The organism is Phyllobacterium sp. SB3, from assembly GCF_040009165.1.
In the GTDB taxonomy this organism is placed as follows: domain Bacteria; phylum Pseudomonadota; class Alphaproteobacteria; order Rhizobiales; family Rhizobiaceae; genus Phyllobacterium.
Map to the genome: position 1 here is coordinate 122,220 of NZ_JBDYKI010000004.1, position 21,076 is coordinate 143,295.

The window sequence follows — 21,076 nt, forward strand, 5'->3', positions numbered from 1 at the left end:
TTTTGTGGCCATCGTCCCAGCCAAAATCGCCCCTTATACCGCAGATAGACGTTTCGGATGCAGATCTTCCGGATGAATGCCGGAAGATGACATTTGAAAACGTCGATTCGATTATCTGTGAGATTGACCTGCGATCACATCATATTGAACTGGCCCGGGCAGACGCTGACGGCAAGCCTTATGGTTCGTTGAAAGCATTCCTTGCTGCACAATCACAGGACGCACGCCCGATCCTGGCAATGAATGCGGGTATGTACGAGCAGGACCTGTCTCCAGTCGGCCTGTACGTCGAAGATGGTAAGGAGACTGGAAGTTTGACGACAGACAATGGGGAGGGGAACTTCTTTCTCAAGCCCAATGGTGTGTTCTTCATTGGAAAGGACGGGACGCCCGGTATTCTTGAAACTGGTGCATTCGCCGCAGGCACGCCCGAAGTTCGCATAGCAACACAATCCGGACCAATGCTGGTTATTAATGGCCAGGTTCATTCGCGTTTCGAGCCAAACGGAACGTCGCGCTTTATCCGCAACGGTATTGGTCTGCGCGACGCCAATACAATTGTACTGGCAATATCAATGGCCCCTGTCAGCTTTGGAAGTTTTGCCCGTCTGTTCAAAGATGGGCTGGGTTGTGACAATGCACTTTATTTCGATGGGACCATTTCAGCGATATCCAATGACAAGAAAACACTGATTGGCGGGATCGACCCCGTTGGGCCGATCATCGCAGTTTTTGAACAAAGATAACTTATTCCGGTGCGCTGGTCTGTAGGGCTAGAGCATGCAGAACGCCGCCCATATTGCCCTTCAACGCGTCATAGACCATCTGGTGCTGCTGAACCCGCGACTTGCCACGGAAGCTTTCGGCCACAACTTCAGCAGCATAGTGGTCGCCATCACCCGCCAGATCTCGGATGGTAATCTTCGCGTCGGGAATGGCGTCCTGGATCATTTTTTCGATATCACGTGCATCCATAGCCATATGTCGTTCTCCTCAAGCGGCCTTATCTTTTTGGTTTGCCGGACCGTTCATATAGTCAGGGAACCACGATTCGTGGGCGTTTGTCAGGTCTGTTACTGATATGGAGAGCAACTGTCCGATCTTCAATGCATTGCCTTCGACGGTTCCAAGCTTACGGAATGGAATGCCGGAGCCTTCGGCATTCAGCGTCACGAAGTTTGCCATATCGGATGATACAGCAATAATATAGCGCGCCTGATCCTCACCGAAGAGCAGAGCATGTGGCGCATCTTCACCAACAGTAACTGAAGCGCCCTTGCCGGATGCCATGCACATTTCCGCCAAGGCAATGCCAAGTCCACCATCGGACAAATCATGGCAGGCAGTGACTTGGCCATTGCGGATCGCCGAGCGGACGAAATCACCATTGCGCTTCTCGTTCGCGAGATCGACCACTGGAGCTGGACCATCGGCACGCCCATGAAGATCGCGCAAATAGATTGACTGTCCAAGATGTGTCCCATCGCCGCCTATGAGGATCAGGACGTCCCCATTGGACATGCCGCCAATCTTGGCTGTTTTTGACCAGTCTGGAATAAGGCCAACGCCGGCAATAGTCGGAGTCGGCAAAATTCCCTGCCCATTGGTCTCGTTGTAAAGCGAGACATTGCCTGAAACGATGGGGAAGGCGAGAGCACGGCAAGCATCACCTATGCCGCCAATGGCCTTTACCAATTGACCCATGATTTCGGGCCGCTCCGGATTGCCAAAGTTAAGATTGTCGGTCGCCGCGAGAGGCTCGGCCCCAACGGCTGTAAGATTGCGCCAGCATTCAGCCACAGCCTGCTTGCCGCCTTCGTAAGGATCGGCCTCGCAATAGCGTGGTGTCACGTCTGATGAGAAAGCGAGTGCCTTGGTAAGATGGCCCTCAACACGGACCACGCCTGCATCGCCGCCCGGCAATTGCAGGGAGTTGCCCTGAATGAGCGTATCGTATTGTTCATAGACCCAGCGACGAGAGGACAGGTCTGCCGAGTTCAACATCTGCAAAAGTGCTGCGCCATAGTCTTCAACTTGTGGAACGTTCGACGCTGGCAGCGGAGCATGCTTGCCGGGTTCCATCCAAGGCCGGTCATATTCAGGAGCCTGATCGCCAAGATCCTTGATAGGAAGATTGGCAACTTCGTCGCCCTGATGGATGACGCGGAAACGGAGGTCGTCAGTGGTGTGGCCGACGATGGCAAAATCCAGACCCCATTTTTTGAAAATGGCCTGTGCTTCTTCCTCTTTTTCCGGGCGCAGAACCATGAGCATGCGCTCCTGGCTTTCGGAAAGCATCATTTCGTAAGCTGTCATACGCTCTTCGCGTACCGGCACCTTATCCAGGATCAGTTCAATCCCGAGATTGCCTTTGGCCCCCATTTCAACAGCAGAGCAGGTGAGGCCAGCGGCACCCATGTCCTGAATGGCGATAACCGCGCCCGAAGCCATCAGCTCAAGCGAGGCTTCCAGCAGGCATTTTTCCGTGAAGGGATCGCCAACCTGCACTGTCGGGCGCTTCTCTTCAATCGACTCATCGAACTCGGCAGACGCCATTGTCGCGCCGCCGACACCATCACGCCCGGTTTTGGCACCGAGATAAACGACGGGAAGACCTACCCCCTTAGCCTCGGAAAGGAAAATAGCATCAGTCTTGGCAAGGCCGGCAGCAAAGGCATTGACGAGAATGTTGCCATTGTAGCGCGCATCAAAGTTGACTTCGCCGCCAACTGTCGGCACGCCAAAAGAATTGCCGTAGCCGCCCACACCTTCAACAACACCTGAAACAAGGTGGCGAGTTTTCGGATGGGAGGGTTCGCCGAAGCGTAGGGCGTTCATTGCTGCGATTGGACGCGCACCCATGGTAAACACGTCGCGCAGAATACCACCAACCCCTGTTGCAGCACCCTGATAGGGCTCGATGTAGGATGGATGATTGTGGCTTTCCATTTTGAAAACGACACAATCGCCATCACCAATATCGACGACACCGGCATTTTCGCCCGGACCTTGAATGACCTGCGGGCCAGTGGTGGGCAATGTGCGGAGCCATTTCTTCGATGATTTATAAGAGCAATGCTCGTTCCACATGGCGGAGAAAATACCAAGCTCGGTAAAGCTGGGCTTGCGTCCGATCAGATCGAGAATGCGTTGATATTCATCCGGCTTCAGCCCATGCGAGGCGATTAGTTCCGGTGTGATCTGAACAGTGTTGGAAAGACCCATGAGCAATATCAATTCCGTTGTGTGTTTAAGCGGTTCTCTTAGAGCAATTTGCTTCGGGAATACACCATGTCGAACAGAAAAAAGAACAGGGAATCACCGAAAAATACCTCGTTTGCTGTTGCGAGCAGACTGTAGCAGCTGGTGGCGTCTTTCAGCGCCACCAGCCAGTCTCAACGATTGTCGAGTTCAGAGCGGACCAGCTGAAGACCTCGCCGCGTTACCCGATAAGGCCCACCACCTGATGAGGCGATGGCTTTCTTTTGTTTCAGTTTACGAAACAGCCTTAAATCGCAGGCCGTATATCGAGCACCATCACGCGTAAGGCAGATGATTTCCCGGATGGTTTTACGCTCGTCTTTTTCAAGCAGAATTTTACCGCCTTGGGCGAGCAAGTGTAGAATGCGCTGTTCGTCGCGCGAAATGTCCATTTTGATAAGTCCCGAAAACGGGCAAAAATGCCCATGAGAACACATCCGCAGCCATATAGAACTGGCGCGGGGCTCCTGTTTTCATGCCCCAAACCTCATAGAAGTTGGGGCTTTAGTGGGACTCAGACTGATTGGACATAAAAACTCCATCGCGTGGATGGCGGCTATATAGCAATGCAAGGGTAGGGTGTCAAAGAGGGTGAAGCTTTAAGCTGCACCCAGCTTTGCGTAAGCCAGCACGAATGCAACCAGCGAGCCTATGCTGGCGATTGTGCGGACATGATTCCATGGCACCCACTCCGCGAGATAGCGTGTCCAAAGCGCGGTTCCTTCGGGACCGTCAGGCGAGACGGCTTGCAGCGCATCATTCAGTGGCACGTTGAACGCAATCGTAACGGCAATTATCCCGATCAGGTAAAGCAGGCTTCCTGTGAGCAGCCATGCCGACCCGGGCTCTGCCCAGCGCATGAAACTAACTATTGTCAGAAAAATGCAGAGCAGAGCCGTGCCGAAAAAGGCGAGACCAAATGTTGCGTTGAGGATGGTCACATTGATCGAATTCATAGCCGCAATACCCTGTTCGGGCGGAAGTCTCGAAAATGCTGTCATGATGAAACTGGAGAATGCGAAGAAGAGGCCAGCCATGATGCCGCTGCCGACCGCGGCGAGTATGGTCAGAACTGGTAAAAGAACGATCATTGTCTCTGCTCCCATATGCCGGTCGCGGCAGTTTCACTCGCAAAGATTGAAAAGTCACGCGGTGCGCGGCCGAGCGCTTCACGAACCCCGTTGCTGATATACTCGTTTCGTCCGTCCAGCACGACTGTGAAAAGCTCATTGACCAAGCCCGCAATGTCATCTGGAACGTTTTCTGCAGCAAGTCCTTCCATGAACTCTGCTGGTGTGATGGTGAGGTAATCTATGCTGCGCCCCGTTGCTTTGGCGATCTCGGCAGTTACTTCTGCGAAAGTAAGCAGTCTTGGGCCAGTCACCTCATAGAGCTGGCCGATATGGCGATCATCGGTCAAAGCAGCAGCTACCACATCGGCTATGTCATCGGCATGAATGAATGGTTCGCGAACGCTATCCGCCGGAAGAGCCAGCGTACCGGCGATGATTGGCTCCAGCATCATGCTCTCGCTAAAATTTTGCATGAACCAGCTTGCACGCACGATTGTCCAGTCAGCGCTGGATTGCTGCAACAGTTTTTCCGCATGCTGTGCTTCAGGTTCGCCCCTCCCGGAAAGCAAGACAAGCCGCCGCACGTCCTTACGCAATGCAAGCTTTATGAAATCGCCAACGGTTTCCGCAGCACCGGCAACTGCGAGATCCGGGTAGTAGGTAATATATGCAGCGCAGACGCCCTCAAGCGACGCAGACCATGTTTCTGGCTGCTCCCAGTCAAAGGCGGGTGAAGCGTTGCGCGATCCTATGCGAACAGGAAGGCCCTGCGCAGTTAGTCTCTCGGCGACCCGCCGTCCGGTTTTTCCTGTACCGCCGACGATGAGAATGGGTTTTTGTCCAGTGGATATGTTCATGATTTTTACCTCCAAGCAAACATGAGTAATCCTCATATTTGCAAATGTGATAAATCCTCATATTATAAGAGTCAATAAAAATGTGAGGGTTGCTCATGAATCAGGTTCTCCCCGTCGATCAAGCGTCCACTACACGCCGCGAACCGACACAACGCCGGAGCAGGGAACGTGTGGAGCGCATCCTTGGATGTGCATCGGAGCTGATCGAAAAGGCGGGAAGCGATTCCATGCGCATGAGCGATGTCGCAGAGATGGCGGGAATTTCGATTGGCTCGCTCTACCAGTATTTTCCAGACAAGGCCGCTATCATTCGCACGTTGGCAGAGCGCTATAATGTTGCGGGTCAGGAATGTATTGCCGATGGATTGGGCGGCGTTCAGGATAGTGAAGGGTTGATCAAGGCTTTCGGCGAGCTGATTGATATCTATTACGCGATGTTTCTGGCAGAGCCCGTAATGCGCGATATCTGGTCAGGCACACAGGCAGATAAAGCGCTGCGGGATATCGATATTTCGGACAGCCGCATTAACGGCGCAGCGCTGGCCAACGCACGTGAAAAATCAGGCTCCCGTTTAAACAGGCAGGAACTGGAAAGCTCAAGCTTTCTCATTATGCAACTCGGCGAGGCGACGATGCGCCTCGCCATATCTGTTGAGCGCGGGGAAGGGGCTGCGCTGGTCGAGCATTTCAAGCGCATGGCACTGCGCGAGATGGTTGAGAGTTAGCTCACTGATATGACGCCAAATACATTCACATCAAACTGTTATATTAACCCGGTCGTCGCCATATTTTTGCAGGACTTCGGGCGTTCATTGATCTTGTTCGCGAGGTAAATGGCGCTGCAAGGCGTCATAAGCTTGAGCCTGATAGGCCAAAACCTCAGAATCACTTGCCTCATAAGCCGGATTGCACTAGCCAGTATTCAGATATTTTCATTCAGGAACGACAGACCAGCATGACTCTCGTTGATACCCGCACGCCCGAACCCAAGCGTTTTGTTTCAGGTGCCACAGGCGATTGGGAAATCGTCATCGGCATGGAAGTCCATGCCCAGATAACCTCCAATTCAAAACTGTTTTCTGGTGCCTCGACAACATTTGGTGCGGGCCCTAACGAGAATGTTTCGCTGGTGGACGCGGCGATGCCCGGCATGCTTCCTGTCATCAATGAATGGTGCGTGCGTCAGGCAGTGCGTACCGGTCTTGGCTTAAAGGCGCAGATCAATCTGAAGTCGGTCTTTGACCGCAAGAACTATTTTTATCCGGATTTGCCGCAGGGCTATCAGATTTCACAGTTCAAGCAGCCAATCGTCGGCGAAGGCACGATGATTATCTCCGTTGGTCCCGACAAGAAGGGCGAATTTGAAGATATTGAGATTGGCGTTGAACGCCTGCACCTTGAGCAGGACGCCGGCAAGTCGCTGCACGACCAGAATCCAACAATGTCTTACGTTGATTTGAATCGTTCCGGCGTTGCCTTGATGGAAATCGTATCGAAACCGGATATGCGCTCGTCCGATGAGGCGAAGGCATACCTGACTAAGCTGCGTACCATTGTGCGTTACCTTGGCACTTGCGACGGCAACATGGACGAAGGTTCAATGCGGGCCGACGTCAACGTTTCGGTTCGTAAACCGGGCGGCGAGTTTGGCACGCGTTGCGAAATCAAGAATGTCAATTCCATCCGCTTTGTTGGCCAAGCGATTGAGTATGAGGCACGCCGCCAGATTGCGGTTCTGGAGGATGGTGGTTCCATTGATCAGGAGACACGTCTTTTCGATCCGGTAAAGGGCGAAACGCGGTCCATGCGTTCCAAGGAAGAAGCGCATGATTATCGCTATTTTCCCGATCCTGATCTTCTGCCGCTGGAATTTACACAGGCCTATGTCGATGAATTGAAGGCAGACCTTCCAGAACTTCCAGACGACAAAAAGGCCCGTTTGGTTTCAGCACTCGGCCTGTCTGTCTATGATGCGTCCATCCTTGTGACCGAAAAAGCCATTGCCGATTACTATGAAGCAGTAGCCAAGGGCCGGGATGGCAAACTATCAGCCAACTGGGTGATCAATGATCTTCTCGGTGCTTTGAACAAGGCAGGCAAGGGTATCGAAGAGTCACCTGTTTCACCGGATCAGCTTGGCGGGATAATCGATCTCATCAAGGAAGGCGTGATCTCTGGCAAAATCGCGAAAGATTTGTTTGAGATCATCTGGAATGAGGGCGGCGATCCGCGCGACGTCGTTGAAAGCCGTGGCATGAAACAGGTCACTGACACCGGCGCTATCGAAAAGGCTGTTGATGAAATCATCGCCGCTAACCCGGATAAGGTTGAGCAGGCCAAAGCCAAGCCAAGCCTCGCTGGCTGGTTTGTCGGGCAGGTCATGAAATCCACAGGTGGTAAAGCAAATCCGCAGGTGCTGAGCGATCTGGTCAAAGCCAAGCTGGGGATCACAGAGTAAATGTGGGTCCGCAGCGCAACCAAGGAAGATTTGAGCGCTGTCCGCGACTTGCTGGTCGAGACCTGGCACGCCACCTACGATGATGTGTATGGCGTTGAGAAGGTCAACGACATTACAGCTCGTTACCATTCGCTGGATGCGCTCAAGAAACAGCTGGCCAAACCCTATTCGGAATTCATTATCGCCGATGATGGAGCTGATATTATGGGTATGGCCTATGCTTCGCAGAAGGACCACAAGCTTTCGATCCTAAATCAGCTTTACGTGCATCCGGAACATCAGAAGAAAGGTGTCGGATCATTGCTGTTGGCTGAGGTCGAAAGCGCGTTTCCGGGTGTCTTTGCGCTACAGCTTGAAGTGATCGACAAGAATCGAAACGCTGTCGAATTTTACGAGAGCAGGGGATTCGAGAAAACCAGCACAAAGATTGATGACTGGGGCCAGCCTAATTCGGGGATTTCGGTAATCGTTCTCGAAAAATCTCTCACCGGATACGAACTCGCACCATGAATATTGAAAGTGGTCTGAGCTTTCGGGAGGCTACGATCGATGACCTGCCTGAACTCATAGCTTTGTTTGCCAATGATGCAGTCGGCGGTCATGGTGATACGACCGACGCGAGTGCGAAGCCGGACTATGAGTGTGCATTCGCTGCCATTCGCAACAGCCCGAATGACCGGCTTTTTGTCGGAATTATCAACCGGGAGGTTGTTGCAACCGCGCAAATTACCTTCATCACCTCATTGACCGGCCGTGGTCGCAAACGAATGGCAATCGAGGCAGTGCAGACCAGAGCCGATATGCGCGGAAAAGGTATCGGAGCGCAATTGATCAGCTATTGTTTGCAGATCGGACGCGATCATGACGTTTCATTGGTGCAACTGACATCGAGCAACAAACGCCCGGATGCTCATCGCTTTTATGAACGCCTTGGCTTTGAGAAATCTCATGCGGGTTTCAAACTCAGTTTGAAAGCGGCTCCAGCGTCAACTTGACCCTTGCTATCGGCCAGTGATACGGCCATAAACCCGGTAACAAAACGACTTCGTTGCAAGCAGGATTGCTATGAAAAACCTCATTACCCAGATTTTCACATGGTGGAACGGCCAGACAATCGGTACCCGTTTCTTTACATGGCGCAAGGGCACGAAGGTTGGTGAAGACCAGTTTGGCAATGTTTACTACGAAGGCACGTTCGACTCCGAAGGCCGCAAGCGCCGCTGGGTCATCTATAATGGTTATGCCGAGGCTTCGGCCATCCCAGCCGGTTGGCATGGCTGGATGCATCACCGCGTTGCTACGGCGCCGTCACAGGAAGATTACAAGCCTCATCCATGGGAAAAGAATCATCAGCAGAACCTGACAGGTTCCGCTGCTGCTTACCGGCCAAAGGGCTCGATTGCGCATGGGGATAACCGTCCGGCAGTGACCGGCGATTACGATGCCTGGACACCGGGAAACTAAGCGGATTTTTTGTCGCCACAATTGATCTTTATCGACGGAGAGGAATCTTCGTCGTATATGCCAAACCGGAAGTGAAATGATCCGTCCGACCCAGTTCTTTCCCTTCTTTAAAGGCCAGTTGATTAGCAGACTTTTTGTCGGCGCGATTGCTTTGGCAGCTTTGACTGCTCCCGGCTTGGCGCAGGAAAAAATCACCAATCCGATTGCGGTGTTTTCCGGGCTCGACAAGATTACCGGCCGGATCACGACGTTCGACGTCTATATCAACGAAACGGTCCAGTTCGGTGCGCTGCAATTGACGCCACGCGTTTGCTATACACGCCCCGATACAGAAGCTCCCAAAACGGATACTTTTGTCGAAGTCGATGAGATCACGCTCGACCGAAAAATCCGCAAGATTTTTTCCGGCTGGATGTTTGCCGATAGTCCGGGGCTCAACGCTGTTGAACACCCGGTTTACGATGTCTGGCTGAAAGCCTGCAAACAGAAGTCGGATATACCTGCGCCCGACAAAAGCTGACCCCTACATGGGTTTTGGGCAGTTGACGATCCATGGTGTGCCGAAACGGTCTGTAAGCATCGCGAATTGCTGAGCCCATGAGGTTTCGCCAAGAGGCATCATGATGCTTTCTGCATCTTTCGACAAATCAGCGAACAGACGCTTTGCTTCGTCTGGAGTGTCGACATTAATCGCGACCGTCATGCCCTGTGCTTTTTGGAAATAGGGTGGTGGCGCATCTGAGCCCATCAATACATTATCGCCGATGGTCATCATGGTGTGCATGACATTCTTTGCCGATTCAGGCGGAAAGTCGCTACCTTCCGGCATTTCATCATAGCGGATTATAGCTTCGATTTTGCCGCCAAGTACGCTTTCATAAAACTTGAAAGCTTCTTCGCAGTTGCCGTCGAAATTAAGATAAGCGTTGATTTTCATCGAAGTTCTCCTGTTGGGTTCATTCCCGACCAGAGGACGAATGGAAAACTATGAATCCTACTCTTTGACGAAAATATTCTTGTCGTCAGAAGTCTGCAGGCTGGGCGAGGGCGTTCTCGAGCATCTTCTGGTATTGTCGGCGCGGCACTTCGACAGCACCAAATGTCTCAAGGTGATCAGTGGTAAATTGTGTATCGAGCAGCGTGAAGTTTTTCTCGATAAGGTGGCTGACCAGATGCACGAGGCAAACCTTGGAAGCATCACGCTGGCGCGAGAACATGCTCTCACCAAAGAATGCGGAGCCTAGCGATATGCCGTAAAGTCCGCCGACAAGTTCGCCATCTCGCCAGGCTTCAACCGTATGGCAATAGCCGAGTTCGAACAGCTTGCCATAGGCGTTGCGGATTGGCTGATTGATCCATGTGCGGGCACGCTCGCCGCTGCCGCTTGCACAGCCGGCAATGACCCCTTCAAAATCCGTATCGTAGCGAATATCAAAGATCGCTTTGCGCACGGTTTTGCGCAGGCTGCGAGAAACATGGAAATTTTCAAACGGGATGATGCCACGTTTCTCGGGACGTACCCAGAAAACTTCCGGACTATCGGCCTCTTCGGCCATAGGAAAGACCCCGGTTGCGTAAGCACGAAGCAGCAATTCGGGGTCCAGAATAAATGTTTGTTCCGGGTTCTTACCCGCCATTCCTGAGCCTTTCTTGTTTAAATAGAAGCAAGTTCTGTTTCTCGGATGATGAGACAATCCACGCGGAAGGTAGCAAGGTCGATGTTTACCCATCGGACGAAGCTGCCTGACAACGTGGTTGGCCGTCAGCCGGAAACCTAAAAGGCCGGGTGAATTCGGGCCAAATCCATCGGGCTTTAGTCTCGTCCGATGGGAAAACATCGGCCTCGCTAACCCCCTCGACCTTGTCCACGAATTCCCACCAGCAGAACGATTCTATTTAAGCAAGAAAGGCTCAAGCCTTGGATTATTCTTCGGCTGTTTCTGGGGCGTCACCAGCCAGATATTTTTCCAGCCAATGAATATCGTAGTCGCCATTGGCGATATCGGGATTGTTGATCAAATCCTGAAACAGCGGCAGCGTCGTCTTGATGCCATCCACGACGAATTCGTCCAGAGCGCGACGAAGACGCATCATGCACTCAACGCGGTTGCGGCCGTGTACAATGAGCTTGCCAATGAGGCTGTCATAGTATGGCGGGATTTTATAGCCCGTATAGACGCCCGAATCGACACGGATGCCAAGTCCGCCCGGTGTGTGCCAATGGGTGATCTTGCCTGGAGATGGCGCGAAAGTGCGCGGATCTTCAGCATTGATGCGGCACTCGATGGCATGGCCGGAGAAGCGGATATCTTCCTGCTTTACGGAAAGGCCACCACCGGATGCGACACGGATTTGCTCGTGCACAAGGTCAATGCCGGTAATTGCTTCAGTCACAGGATGCTCGACCTGAAGACGGGTGTTCATTTCGATGAAATAGAACTCGCCGTTTTCATAGAGAAACTCAATCGTACCTGCACCACGATAACCCATATCGGCCATGGCATTGGCGCAGATCATGCCGATCTTTTCGCGGGCATCGGAATTGAGCGCAGGCGAATTTGCCTCTTCCCAAACCTTCTGGTGACGGCGCTGCAACGAGCAGTCGCGTTCGCCCAAATGCACGGCATTGCCGAAACCATCGCCCATCACTTGAACTTCGATGTGGCGTGGCTTCTGCAGATATTTTTCAATGTAGACTGCATCATCGCCGAATGCCGCACCAGCTTCAGTTCGTGCGGTCGATAGGGCAATTGAAAGCTCATCTTCGTTCAGCGCGACCTTCATGCCGCGCCCGCCACCGCCGGCAGAAGCCTTGATGATGACGGGATAGCCGATTTCCGCACAGATGCGTGCCGCTTCCTTATCATCGGTCACACCGCCATCGGAACCCGGGACAACCGGAATACCAAGACGCTTTGCAGTGCGCTTGGCTTCGATCTTGTCACCCATAACGCGGATATGAGCTGCAGTAGGGCCGATGAAAGTAATGTTATGCGCTTCAAGGATTTCCGCGAACTTCGCGTTCTCCGAAAGGAAGCCGTAGCCGGGATGAATTGCGTCAGCACCAGTAATTTCGCAGGCAGCAACGATCTGATGGATATTCAGATAGCTATCGCGCGAAGGAGGAGGTCCGATACAGACGCTTTCATCGGCGAGACGTACATGCATGGCATCCGCATCGGCAGTTGAGTGCACGGCGACTGTCTGAATGCCAAGCTCCTTGCACGCGCGAAGGACGCGCAGGGCAATTTCACCGCGATTGGCTATGAGTATTTTCTGAAACATTGCGCTCTCGATCCAGTAACGGTTCCGTCTATTCGATTACGACCAGAAACTCGCCGTACTCTACGGGCTGGCTGTCCGAAACGAGGATTGAGGTAACAGTGCCAGCGCGAGGCGAGGCAATCTGATTCATCGTCTTCATGGCTTCTATGATCAGAAGGGTCTGGCCTTCCTTGACCTGTGTGCCAACCTCGATGAATGCACGGGCACCAGGAGCAGGTGATAGATAGACAGTACCAACCATCGGGGAGGGAACAGCATTCTTCGATGGATCACCGGCCGGAGCGGCAGGCGCTGCGGCTGCCGCAGGAGATGCAACTGCTGCCGGCGCTGTAGCCTGTGCATAGACAGGAGCACTGGCCTGCACTGTTATTTGCCGTGATACGCGGATGCGTAAGTCACCCTGTTCAATCTCGATATCGGTAAGGTCTGTCTCATTCAGGATTTCCGCGAGGTCGCGGATCATGACCTTGTCGATCCCGGTGGTTTTGGTAGCCATGCTTTTTCAAGCCCCTTATTGCTGTTTGGCGAATGCCGATTATTGCGGCGCCAGCTTGACGAGTGCGCGCAGACCCATGACGTAGCCATCAACTCCGAAGCCACATAGCACCCCTTTGGCCAAAGAGGAAACGTAAGAGTGATGGCGGAATGGCTCGCGCGCGTGAATGTTTGAAATATGGACTTCCACCAGAGTAACCCCGGCAGCACGAATAGCATCGTGCAGCGCGATGGAAGTATGCGTGTAGGCGGCCGGATTGATCAGCACCAGAGCGCGGCGCTCTCCTGCTTCCTGAATCCAGTTCACCAGATCACCTTCGTGATTGGATTGGCGAAACTCAATATCGACACCCAGAACCTCGCCCTCGGCCCGGCACATAGCCTCGATATCGCTCAGTGTCGTCGCACCATAAATCCCGGGTTCACGCTTTCCCAGCATGTTGAGATTTGGGCCGTTGAGGATGAAGACTTGCTGTTTCATGTTTACCGGGCAGGTTGAAAGGTTCTGGTCCCATATAGACGGCTTATGTCCAAGCGGAAAGCCTGCAAATACGCCTTATTGCTTGTCCACAATTCGTTTGGCAAGAAGCAACAACTATTTGTTGCGAATATGGCTGATTTTCTCTGCAAGAGCGTCCGCGCCAAGTGCTCCGGGGACCACTTCGTTGCCGATAATATAGGACGGCGTGCCGGTAATACTCAGGCTTTGCGCCAACTCGAAATTGGTGCGGAAAGCATTGGCAATCTCCGGTTGTTTCATGGTTTCACGCATCTTGGCCTCATCGGCACCCAGCTTGACTGCAATTGCCATCGCAGAATCTTCAGTTGCGCGACCTTCGGCACCAAGAAGATCCCTATGGAACTCCAGATACTTTTCGGGCATCAGGGTCTTGAAAGACTTGGCAACAAGATGGGCGCGCGTGGAGTCAGGACCGAGGATCGGGAATTCTTTCATGACAAAACGCAGATTGGGATCGCTTTTGAGCAGCGCGTCCATGTCTGGCAATGCCTTTTTGCAGTAACCGCAATTGTAGTCGAAAAACTCGACTATCGTGACGTCGCCCTTCGGATTGCCGAAAACCGCATCCATTGGTGATTGGAAGAGCTTATCTTTGTTTTCACTGATAATTTCGGTGGAAGCCTGTTGCTGTGCGGCTTCCTGTTTCTCGTTCAGCGCGGTTTGTACTTCGATCATGACTTCCGGATTGTTGATCAGATAGTTCCTGACGATCCCTTCAATCTCGGTCCGGTCAATTGCCGGCGCTGCAACAGCTGCCGGTTCAGGCGCGGCAAGCGCTACCTGCGACCGGCCAGCCTGATAGCCAAGCGCCAAAGCACCGATAGCGATAAGCCCGGCGGCGATGCCGATGAGTGGGGCTTTTGTCATGATGTCTATCCCTTTTTATTCCACTGGCAGAATTCTGCTTTGGCAATCATTTGCTCTTGCTGCGCTTGGCATTGATTATGTCTTGCGCCTGTATCCACTCAGGGGAGCCCTTTGGCAAGGCGCGCTGGGCGCGGATCGCAAAGATTTGAGCATCCTGAATTTTGCCCGAATAGTATTTTTCCTCAGCGCTCGCCAGGTCTGATCGCGCCGCATCACCGAGTTGACCATAAGCCTGTGCCAGATAGGCGTAGCCTGTTGGAGATTCCCGATCACGACCAATACTGGCCTTCAGCTCGCTGACAGCAGTTTTCAGGTTGTCGGGTTTTCCAGTGAGCATCAGAGTGCGACCGTAATTCATTCGGATCAGGCTGGACTTCCGGGGATCAAGATTACCAGCCCGTTGGAAAGCTTTCGCTGCCTGATCAAGCTTGTTCTGTTTCAGCAAAATCTCTCCGCGGATCTCCTCGAAATACGGGTTCTTTGGCTGCTGTTTGATCAAAGCATCAATTTTGCCCAGTGCTGACTCCGTAGAACCATTCAGGAAAGTGGCAATAGCATCACCGTAACGCGCGCCAATATTTGAAGGGTCTTTTCGGAAGATTTGCAACACTCGTGCTCCTCCGGCTGTATAGGCGGCGATTTTACCGCGCATAAGGTCGTGCCTCTGTTGCAGGGCCGGACTATCTTTCTTGTCAAAATCCGGGCTTGCCCGCGCCAATGTTTCGAGATTGGCAATGCGCTCACGCGGCATGGGGTGGCTGATGCGGTACGGATCGACACGCGTTCCCGTGAGGGAGAGAGCATTTGAGAACCGTTCAAATGTCGTCAACATGCCTTTGGCGGATTGGCCCGTATTCGCCAGATAGGTGATCGCCGAGCGATCGGCGGCCATTTCTTCTGTGCGCTGATAATTCAAGAGGTTGCGCATGACGGCTTCCGGAGCACCCATGGCAATGCCGCCACCAGCCTGCGCCAGTCCACTTTGCTTGCTGGCGGCACCGGCTACGACTGCACCTATGCCCAGCAATCCGGCGACAACTGCCATTGTCTTTGCCGCCGCGAGTTGTTCACGCAGCTTGAACTGATGACCTCCTGCAAGATGCCCGGTTTCATGAGCCAGTACACCAATAATTTCGTTGGGTGTTTCGGCTTCAAGCAGTGCACCCGTGTTAATGAATATGCGTCTCCCATCAACAAAGGCATTGAAACTGGGGCTATTAACCAGAACGATCTTGATGGATTGCTTGCCAAGACCAGCCGTCTTGATGATTGGAGCCGCGTAATCCGTAACCAAGGCTTCAATTTCCGCGTCGCGGACAATTGGCACTGAGGAGGATTGAGCGAAGGTGCTGCCAGTCTGAATGATGCAAAGTGCACTGGCTGTTATGGTGGCAATCGCTCCACGCATCAAGTTTGCGAGAGGCCTATATGAAACTGTCTTTTGCAATACGATCATGCCTATTCGTACCCAAATCGATGTTTGAAAGAAAGAGAGCTTCTAAAAGCTCCTTGAAATGTGAAAAGTCGGTTTATTCAGGCAGAATTACGATACTCTTGAGAGAAAAATGATCAGAACAAAGAAAAACCGGCTATCAGCCGGTTTTTCAGTTGCGATAATTCAGGAGTTCTTAAAAGAAGCCCTTCTTTTGCCACCAGCCTTTTTTGGGAGCCGGTTCATTGTCGGTCTTCTTGTCTTTTCCCGTCGACGTGATGACAGGTGTGCTGTCGTCGACCTTCTTCGGTGCGGGCGCAGCTTCAACCACAGGTTCCGGTGTCGGTTCAGCTTTTGGTGCCGCAGCTTCTGCAACTGGCTCTGCAACGACTGCCTCAGCAGCGGCAGCGGTTTCAGTCTTCTTTGCAGATTTACGCGGAGCACGTTTCGGCTTTGCGGGAGCTTCTACAGGTAACTCAGCCTCAGCCGGAGTTTCCCCGGTAATAACCTCAACCTTCTCAGCACTAGCCTTAGCACGGGAACGGCGCTTTGCCGGTGCTTTGACAGGTGGTTCTTCAACAGCCGCCTCAGTGGTTCCTGTCTCGACAGGCTCTGGTGCAACGACAGGGGCTTCAGCGATCACGGCTGAAACTTCTGCAAGCTTGGCTTTGGAGAAATCGGGAAGAGGGATCGAGACGAAAACAGGTTCGGCATCCGGTACGGCTTTCGCAGTGCTACGGTTTGCATCATCGCCATCTTCGAAGCGCTTGTTCTTGCGCCCGCCGCGACGTCCACGCCGACGCTTCTTGCGCCGCTCGTTCTCTTCTTCGCGAGCTGCAGCTTGCGCTGCATTCTCACCCTCTACAGGCGGCTGGTCAGCATCGTCAGAGTCTTCATCACCGGCTGAGGCCTGATTTTGGTCAGTCCCACCATTCTCATGACGGTCACGACCGCCACGCCGCCGCCGCTTGCGCTTGCGCTTGCGTGATGCGTCGTCATCCGAACGGCCCGGCTCAGTGGAAGTGGTCTCTGCTTCATCATCAATTTCTTCGATGACTGGATCGCTTTCGTCGAAATCATCGACGATACCCAAAGACGGCGCTTCTGAAAGCGGCACAACAGGACCGAGTGCCAGTGAACCTTTGTCGATGGCAAAGTGCTGTGCTCCAACACTGTCATCAGCTTCGATGCTGATGGTCAAACCAAAACGCGTCTCAAGATCTGCGAGATTTTGGCGCTTCTGATTCAATACATAGAGTGCCGTAGCGACTGTTGTGCGAACAATGATGTTGTTTTGCGAATGGCGCAGCAAATATTCTTCAATCGACCGCATGACATGCAGCGCAATAGAGGAGGCGGAGCGTACATGGCCGGTACCGCCGCACATGGCACAAACCTGAGTTGTGCTCTCCAGAACGCTGGCGCGGATGCGCTGACGTGACATTTCAAGAAGTCCGAAATGCGAGATACGCCCAACCTGAATGCGGGCGCGATCATCCTTGAGACAATCCTTCATCCGCTTTTCAACGGCACGATTGTTGCGGTTCTCTTCCATATCGATGAAATCGATAACGATAAGACCAGCAAGATCGCGCAGACGCAACTGGCGGGCAATTTCATCCGCCGCTTCAAGATTGGTTTGAAGGGCTGTGTCTTCAATCGAATGTTCGCGTGTTGATCGACCGGAGTTAACGTCGATCGCAACCAGAGCTTCCGTCTGGTTGATGATGATGTAACCACCTGACTTCAAGGTAACCTGCGGCTGCAACATGCGATCAAGCTGCGCCTCAATGCCATTGCGAGCGAAGATTGGTGTCAGGTCACGATAAGGCTGCACGACCTTGGCATGGCTCGGCATGAGCATGCGCATGAAATCCTTGGCTTCACGATAGCCATTTTCGCCTGCGACCTGAATCTCAGTGATGTCTTTATTATAAAGATCGCGGATTGAGCGTTTGATCAGGCTGCCTTCTTCATAAACGAGGGTAGGCGCGCTGGATGCAAGCGTCAGGCTGCGCACGTTTTCCCACAAACGCATCAGATATTCATAGTCGCGCTTGACTTCAGGCTTGGTACGCATGGCTCCGGCTGTACGCAGGATGACGCCCATGCCTTTTGGCACTTCTAGATCCTTGACGATATCCTTGAGGCGCTTGCGGTCCTGTATGCTGGTAATCTTGCGCGAAATGCCACCGCCGCGTGCAGTGTTTGGCATAAGGACAGAATAACGCCCGGCTAGCGAGAGATAGGTTGTAAGGGCAGCGCCCTTGTTGCCGCGCTCTTCCTTAACAACCTGCACCAGCAATATCTGACGACGCTTGATAACGTCCTGAATATTGTACTGACGGCGCTGGAAGCGTTGATGCGTCGGCACTTCTTCCATTGCATCTTCTGCACCGACCGACTCAACTTCGTCGAGTTCGTCGTGCGGCTCTTCCTTGTCGTCGTTCGAACGGTTTCGCGAACGTCTTGAGCGTGTTTCGCCACCTTCCGATTCGACAATCTTGTCTTCGTCATCAGAATTATCGTCCATGTCCACTTGGACAGCTTCTGAAATCACATCGGTTTCAATGGAAGCAGCCATTGTCTGGCCATTGCCTTCATCATCAGAAGAGTCGCTGTCGTCTGCATTGATAAAGGGCTGATCTGTCGTCTCGGATGCCTCGCCAACATCAATAGCTACAGCGTTTTCATCATCCGACTCTGTAGAATCAAGCTTTGCAGCATCGTCGCCCTGACGCGAACCACGACGTCCGCGACGCCGATTGCGCGAGCCGCGATCATTCCGATCGCGCGTGCGCTGCTCACTGGCGTTTTCTTCATGGTCTTCATCCTGACTGGCAGCTTCGGCTTCAGCCTCGATCAGCGCCTGCCGGTCTGCAACCGGGATTTGGTAATAGTCCGGGTGGATTTCGCTGAACGCAAGAAAACCATGGCGATTGCCGCCATATTCCACAAAAGCTGCCTGAAGCGATGGCTCTACGCGCGTTACACGCGCCAGATAGATATTGCCCTTGATTTGTTTTTTATGTTCAGATTCGAAATCAAATTCTTCAATTCGATTGCCGCGAACCACGACAACCCGTGTTTCCTCCTGGTGGGAGGCGTCGATTAGCATTTTGTCCGACATTATATCTGTTCTCCCCGGCCAAAACGTTGGCAACGCCAGACAACCAGGAAACCCATGGGGTTTCTGGTGCAGCGCGTTCACATTTGCCGGATATATTAAAGTTCGCAGGAACAGACAGAACCGGCGTCGCGCGGAGCTGCCCTCGGGCAGCCGCGGCTTGCAAGCCGGTTATGATACTGTCTGTAACAAACATTCCTGTTCCTGACGAAACGACCTCATGAATGGCACGCTTTTCACGCTGTGCCGACCCGTTACTGCGCCGTGCGTCCTTAAACGCACAAAGGACGCAGTAACAAACTTAAGATTCTGCATGATTCAAAAACCAGAGATTCCTGGACCATGCGGTAACACCCTTGATAGGGCTGGCCTGATACGCCTTTATCCGGGCGATCTGCCGTTCACAGAAGCGCTGCAGACAATCCCTGTCCGCTCGCGCCAAATTCTTTTTCGGTTAGCTACAGCGAAAATCGCTATCGCCACTCCAGATCATTTACCTTTGTCATCCGGTCATTAGCCGTGACATCAAAGTTCTGATTCCAAGGGGCATGAAGCTAACCCACCTTTGCTTTTAGGAGGTGTACTGCATTATGACAAGGGCTTCTTCATAATCGTGTCATTCTGGTGTCTGGAACTGTCTCCTATAAGACAATATTAACCATGGTTCCTTACCTATTGGTTACAAGTGGTGCTGCATCCGCGGGGTGCAAGCATGTGCTTGATCTGATACAGAAGAGGTGCCAGCGGGGAACGAACACCCAGAGCTGGTGCCAATCGGTAAAGAGATGAATGTGATTTGTCGGATAGTTTTGGCTGCATTTGCGGGTTTGCTGGTTTTATTGCCGGCGACCATAAATTCTTACGCATCTGATGATTTGGCCGCTCTCACATATCAGGTAGCCGGTGACGAGCTGCGCACGCGTGTTGTGATCAATTTCGACCGTGAGCCCGATGTATCGACCATGCTGCTCGAGCACCCGCACAGGCTTGTAGTCGATATGCCAAAAACAGTTTTTGCGTTCGACAAGAAGTCCGTCGAGCCCCGTGGACTAGTGGACGATGTGCGCTACGGGATGCTCGACGCCGAGCGCTCGCGGCTTATTTTCTCGCTAAAGGGACCATTTGCCGTAGAGCGGATCGATGTCATCAAGAATGACAACAGCCCCGGCTACAGGATGGTTGCTGATCTGGTCGCGTCTTCCGATAGAAAGTTTGCAGAAGATCTAAGAACGCAGAACGCCACGACAGCCTCGACGGAAAGCACGCCGACTGGAGACAGGATCGCCTCGGCTGCACCGGATGAAAAGAGCAAGGCTCCAAAACCTTTCACAGTCGTCATTGATCCCGGTCATGGCGGTATCGATAGTGGCGCTGAGAGCGCCAGCGGCATCATGGAAAAAAACGTGACGCTGATGTTTGCACAGCAGCTGCGCGATGAGCTTGCCAAAATACCCGGCCTGCGTATCGAAATGACCAGAACCGACGATACATTCCTGCGTCTTACAGAGCGGGTTCGTGTTGCCCGGCAATATGAAGCTGATCTGTTTATCTCGCTGCACGCCGATACGATCAATCGAGGCAATATTCGGGGTGCTACAGTTTATACTGTGTCCGACAAGGCTTCCGATGCCGAATCGCGCGCCATGGCGGATCGCGAAAACCGGGCTGATGCAGTCGCTGGTATCACTTTCGACAACGAAACGCCGGAGATTGCCGATATTCTCATGGATTTGACGCGGCGTGAAACCCACAACTTCTCGCTGAGCTTCGCCAAGAACGTGGTCAATTCGCTCAAAAAAGACGTGAATATGATCAACAACCCACACAGATTTGCAGGATTTCAGGTCTTGCGTGCGCCAGATGTGCCGTCTGTGCTGGTGGAAATCGGTTATCTTTCCAATGCGGAAGATGAAAAACTCATGCTCGATCCGGCGTGGCGTACCCATGTCGCCACAAGACTGGCAAACGCTGTCGGTGAATTTTCAGGTTTGAAGACAGCTGGCGCGCTCAATTAGGGCATGGCGCAACCCATGCGTGCGTTGCCGAAACTCCACAATTAGTATTTAAATTGTGAACGCAGACGGGTTGTCCTTGCCTTTGTCACATTTGTCGCCCAATTGCGTCAGCAACATCCGGGTTTCGCAAATGGGATACCGGAAATGGAAAACCCTTCGGGGGTTGGTGTTTTCCGCGACACGGCCTGCATAGCTTCAAGTGCAGCGATGTTATATGCCAAC

21 protein-coding genes are annotated in these 21,076 nt (G+C 52.8%); 8 read left to right on the top strand and 13 right to left on the bottom strand.

The features are described 5' to 3' along the window. Window positions 1-86: 86 nt before the first annotated feature. Window positions 87-746, top strand: coding sequence for a phosphodiester glycosidase family protein (locus ABKW30_RS16010; protein WP_348599936.1), 660 nt, complete (start codon window positions 87-89; stop codon window positions 744-746). A gap of 1 nt (window position 747) precedes the next feature. Here ABKW30_RS16010 and ABKW30_RS16015 read toward each other — a convergent pair whose 3' ends face one another. From ABKW30_RS16015 to ABKW30_RS16035, 5 genes are all read right to left on the bottom strand, one after another. Continuing rightward, window positions 748-981 (bottom strand): BolA family transcriptional regulator, encoded by a 234-nt coding sequence (locus ABKW30_RS16015; protein ID WP_008120822.1) that lies wholly within the window; start codon window positions 979-981, stop codon window positions 748-750. Between the two features lie 12 nt (window positions 982-993). Beyond that, window positions 994-3,225 (bottom strand): phosphoribosylformylglycinamidine synthase subunit PurL, encoded by a 2,232-nt coding sequence (purL, locus tag ABKW30_RS16020; protein WP_348599937.1) that lies wholly within the window; start codon window positions 3,223-3,225, stop codon window positions 994-996. Window positions 3,226-3,395: 170 nt separating this feature from the next. Beyond that, entirely contained in the window at window positions 3,396-3,653 is a 258-nt protein-coding gene (locus tag ABKW30_RS16025; protein ID WP_348599938.1) for a YjhX family toxin, read from the bottom strand. 207 nt (window positions 3,654-3,860) lie between these two features. Next, window positions 3,861-4,352 carry an anthrone oxygenase family protein gene (locus ABKW30_RS16030; RefSeq protein ID WP_348599939.1) on the bottom strand — a complete coding sequence of 164 codons (492 nt, stop codon included), beginning with the start codon at window positions 4,350-4,352 and terminating at the stop codon, window positions 3,861-3,863. Continuing rightward, window positions 4,349-5,191, bottom strand: a complete 843-nt coding sequence (locus ABKW30_RS16035; RefSeq protein ID WP_348599940.1) for an NAD(P)H-binding protein — start codon at window positions 5,189-5,191, stop codon at window positions 4,349-4,351. The genes ABKW30_RS16030 and ABKW30_RS16035 overlap by 4 nt, the downstream gene beginning before the upstream one ends. Before the next feature lie 95 nt (window positions 5,192-5,286). Here ABKW30_RS16035 and ABKW30_RS16040 point away from each other — a divergent pair, with 95 nt between their 5' ends. The 6 genes from ABKW30_RS16040 (at window position 5,287) to ABKW30_RS16065 (ending at window position 9,633) form a co-directional block, all read left to right on the top strand. Then, window positions 5,287-5,916 carry a TetR/AcrR family transcriptional regulator gene (locus tag ABKW30_RS16040; RefSeq protein WP_348599941.1) on the top strand — a complete coding sequence of 210 codons (630 nt, stop codon included), beginning with the start codon at window positions 5,287-5,289 and terminating at the stop codon, window positions 5,914-5,916. Between the two features lie 230 nt (window positions 5,917-6,146). Beyond that, window positions 6,147-7,649 carry an Asp-tRNA(Asn)/Glu-tRNA(Gln) amidotransferase subunit GatB gene (gene gatB / locus ABKW30_RS16045; protein ID WP_008120830.1) on the top strand — a complete coding sequence of 501 codons (1,503 nt, stop codon included), beginning with the start codon at window positions 6,147-6,149 and terminating at the stop codon, window positions 7,647-7,649. Beyond that, complete coding sequence (locus tag ABKW30_RS16050; protein WP_348599943.1) at window positions 7,650-8,159, top strand: GNAT family N-acetyltransferase; 510 nt, start codon at window positions 7,650-7,652, stop codon at window positions 8,157-8,159. Beyond that, window positions 8,156-8,644 carry a GNAT family N-acetyltransferase gene (locus tag ABKW30_RS16055; RefSeq protein ID WP_348599944.1) on the top strand — a complete coding sequence of 163 codons (489 nt, stop codon included), beginning with the start codon at window positions 8,156-8,158 and terminating at the stop codon, window positions 8,642-8,644. Before ABKW30_RS16050 ends, ABKW30_RS16055 begins: the two co-directional genes overlap by 4 nt. A 70-nt stretch (window positions 8,645-8,714) precedes the next feature. Then, window positions 8,715-9,113 carry an NADH:ubiquinone oxidoreductase subunit NDUFA12 gene (locus ABKW30_RS16060; RefSeq protein ID WP_348599945.1) on the top strand — a complete coding sequence of 133 codons (399 nt, stop codon included), beginning with the start codon at window positions 8,715-8,717 and terminating at the stop codon, window positions 9,111-9,113. A 76-nt stretch (window positions 9,114-9,189) separates the two neighbouring features. After that, a complete protein-coding gene (locus ABKW30_RS16065; protein WP_348599946.1) occupies window positions 9,190-9,633 on the top strand; it encodes a DUF2155 domain-containing protein in 444 nt (147 codons plus the stop codon). A 3-nt stretch (window positions 9,634-9,636) separates the two neighbouring features. Here the strand turns inward: ABKW30_RS16065 and ABKW30_RS16070 are convergent, their stop codons facing one another. From ABKW30_RS16070 to ABKW30_RS16105, 8 genes are all read right to left on the bottom strand, one after another. After that, entirely contained in the window at window positions 9,637-10,050 is a 414-nt protein-coding gene (locus ABKW30_RS16070) for a VOC family protein (RefSeq protein ID WP_348599947.1), read from the bottom strand. A gap of 85 nt (window positions 10,051-10,135) precedes the next feature. Continuing rightward, window positions 10,136-10,705: a leucyl/phenylalanyl-tRNA--protein transferase gene (gene aat / locus ABKW30_RS16075; RefSeq protein ID WP_348600418.1), complete on the bottom strand. Its 570-nt coding sequence runs from the start codon at window positions 10,703-10,705 to the stop codon at window positions 10,136-10,138. Between the two features lie 331 nt (window positions 10,706-11,036). Continuing rightward, window positions 11,037-12,398, bottom strand: coding sequence for an acetyl-CoA carboxylase biotin carboxylase subunit (accC, locus tag ABKW30_RS16080; RefSeq protein WP_008120844.1), 1,362 nt, complete (start codon window positions 12,396-12,398; stop codon window positions 11,037-11,039). A 28-nt stretch (window positions 12,399-12,426) separates the two neighbouring features. Next, window positions 12,427-12,894: an acetyl-CoA carboxylase biotin carboxyl carrier protein gene (gene accB / locus ABKW30_RS16085; protein WP_348599948.1), complete on the bottom strand. Its 468-nt coding sequence runs from the start codon at window positions 12,892-12,894 to the stop codon at window positions 12,427-12,429. A gap of 39 nt (window positions 12,895-12,933) precedes the next feature. Further along, complete coding sequence (gene aroQ, locus ABKW30_RS16090) at window positions 12,934-13,374, bottom strand: type II 3-dehydroquinate dehydratase (protein ID WP_348599949.1); 441 nt, start codon at window positions 13,372-13,374, stop codon at window positions 12,934-12,936. A gap of 114 nt (window positions 13,375-13,488) precedes the next feature. After that, window positions 13,489-14,280, bottom strand: a complete 792-nt coding sequence (locus ABKW30_RS16095) for a DsbA family protein (protein WP_348599950.1) — start codon at window positions 14,278-14,280, stop codon at window positions 13,489-13,491. A 46-nt stretch (window positions 14,281-14,326) separates the two neighbouring features. After that, complete coding sequence (locus tag ABKW30_RS16100; RefSeq protein ID WP_348599951.1) at window positions 14,327-15,736, bottom strand: M48 family metalloprotease; 1,410 nt, start codon at window positions 15,734-15,736, stop codon at window positions 14,327-14,329. A 172-nt stretch (window positions 15,737-15,908) separates the two neighbouring features. After that, window positions 15,909-18,842 (bottom strand): Rne/Rng family ribonuclease, encoded by a 2,934-nt coding sequence (locus ABKW30_RS16105; RefSeq protein ID WP_348599952.1) that lies wholly within the window; start codon window positions 18,840-18,842, stop codon window positions 15,909-15,911. Between the two features lie 782 nt (window positions 18,843-19,624). On the opposite strand from ABKW30_RS16105, the gene ABKW30_RS16110 reads away from it, so the two are divergent. After that, window positions 19,625-20,854 (top strand): N-acetylmuramoyl-L-alanine amidase, encoded by a 1,230-nt coding sequence (locus ABKW30_RS16110; protein ID WP_348599953.1) that lies wholly within the window; start codon window positions 19,625-19,627, stop codon window positions 20,852-20,854. The last annotated feature ends 222 nt before the right edge of the window (window positions 20,855-21,076 follow it).

Coding starts and splice junctions, on each gene's coding strand:
- ABKW30_RS16040 (WP_348599941.1), top strand. CDS start 5,287: ATGAATCAGGTTCTCCCCGTCGATCAAGCGTCCACTACACGCCGCGAA.
- ABKW30_RS16095 (WP_348599950.1), bottom strand. CDS start 14,280: ATGACAAAAGCCCCACTCATCGGCATCGCCGCCGGGCTTATCGCTATC.
- accC (WP_008120844.1), bottom strand. CDS start 12,398: ATGTTTCAGAAAATACTCATAGCCAATCGCGGTGAAATTGCCCTGCGC.
- ABKW30_RS16015 (WP_008120822.1), bottom strand. CDS start 981: ATGGCTATGGATGCACGTGATATCGAAAAAATGATCCAGGACGCCATT.
- ABKW30_RS16065 (WP_348599946.1), top strand. CDS start 9,190: ATGATCCGTCCGACCCAGTTCTTTCCCTTCTTTAAAGGCCAGTTGATT.
- accB (WP_348599948.1), bottom strand. CDS start 12,894: ATGGCTACCAAAACCACCGGGATCGACAAGGTCATGATCCGCGACCTC.
- ABKW30_RS16110 (WP_348599953.1), top strand. CDS start 19,625: ATGAATGTGATTTGTCGGATAGTTTTGGCTGCATTTGCGGGTTTGCTG.
- ABKW30_RS16100 (WP_348599951.1), bottom strand. CDS start 15,736: ATGATCGTATTGCAAAAGACAGTTTCATATAGGCCTCTCGCAAACTTG.
- purL (WP_348599937.1), bottom strand. CDS start 3,225: ATGGGTCTTTCCAACACTGTTCAGATCACACCGGAACTAATCGCCTCG.
- ABKW30_RS16030 (WP_348599939.1), bottom strand. CDS start 4,352: ATGATCGTTCTTTTACCAGTTCTGACCATACTCGCCGCGGTCGGCAGC.
- ABKW30_RS16010 (WP_348599936.1), top strand. CDS start 87: ATGACATTTGAAAACGTCGATTCGATTATCTGTGAGATTGACCTGCGA.
- ABKW30_RS16035 (WP_348599940.1), bottom strand. CDS start 5,191: ATGAACATATCCACTGGACAAAAACCCATTCTCATCGTCGGCGGTACA.
- aroQ (WP_348599949.1), bottom strand. CDS start 13,374: ATGAAACAGCAAGTCTTCATCCTCAACGGCCCAAATCTCAACATGCTG.
- ABKW30_RS16070 (WP_348599947.1), bottom strand. CDS start 10,050: ATGAAAATCAACGCTTATCTTAATTTCGACGGCAACTGCGAAGAAGCT.
- ABKW30_RS16055 (WP_348599944.1), top strand. CDS start 8,156: ATGAATATTGAAAGTGGTCTGAGCTTTCGGGAGGCTACGATCGATGAC.
- ABKW30_RS16050 (WP_348599943.1), top strand. CDS start 7,650: ATGTGGGTCCGCAGCGCAACCAAGGAAGATTTGAGCGCTGTCCGCGAC.
- gatB (WP_008120830.1), top strand. CDS start 6,147: ATGACTCTCGTTGATACCCGCACGCCCGAACCCAAGCGTTTTGTTTCA.
- ABKW30_RS16060 (WP_348599945.1), top strand. CDS start 8,715: ATGAAAAACCTCATTACCCAGATTTTCACATGGTGGAACGGCCAGACA.
- ABKW30_RS16105 (WP_348599952.1), bottom strand. CDS start 18,842: ATGTCGGACAAAATGCTAATCGACGCCTCCCACCAGGAGGAAACACGG.
- ABKW30_RS16025 (WP_348599938.1), bottom strand. CDS start 3,653: ATGGACATTTCGCGCGACGAACAGCGCATTCTACACTTGCTCGCCCAA.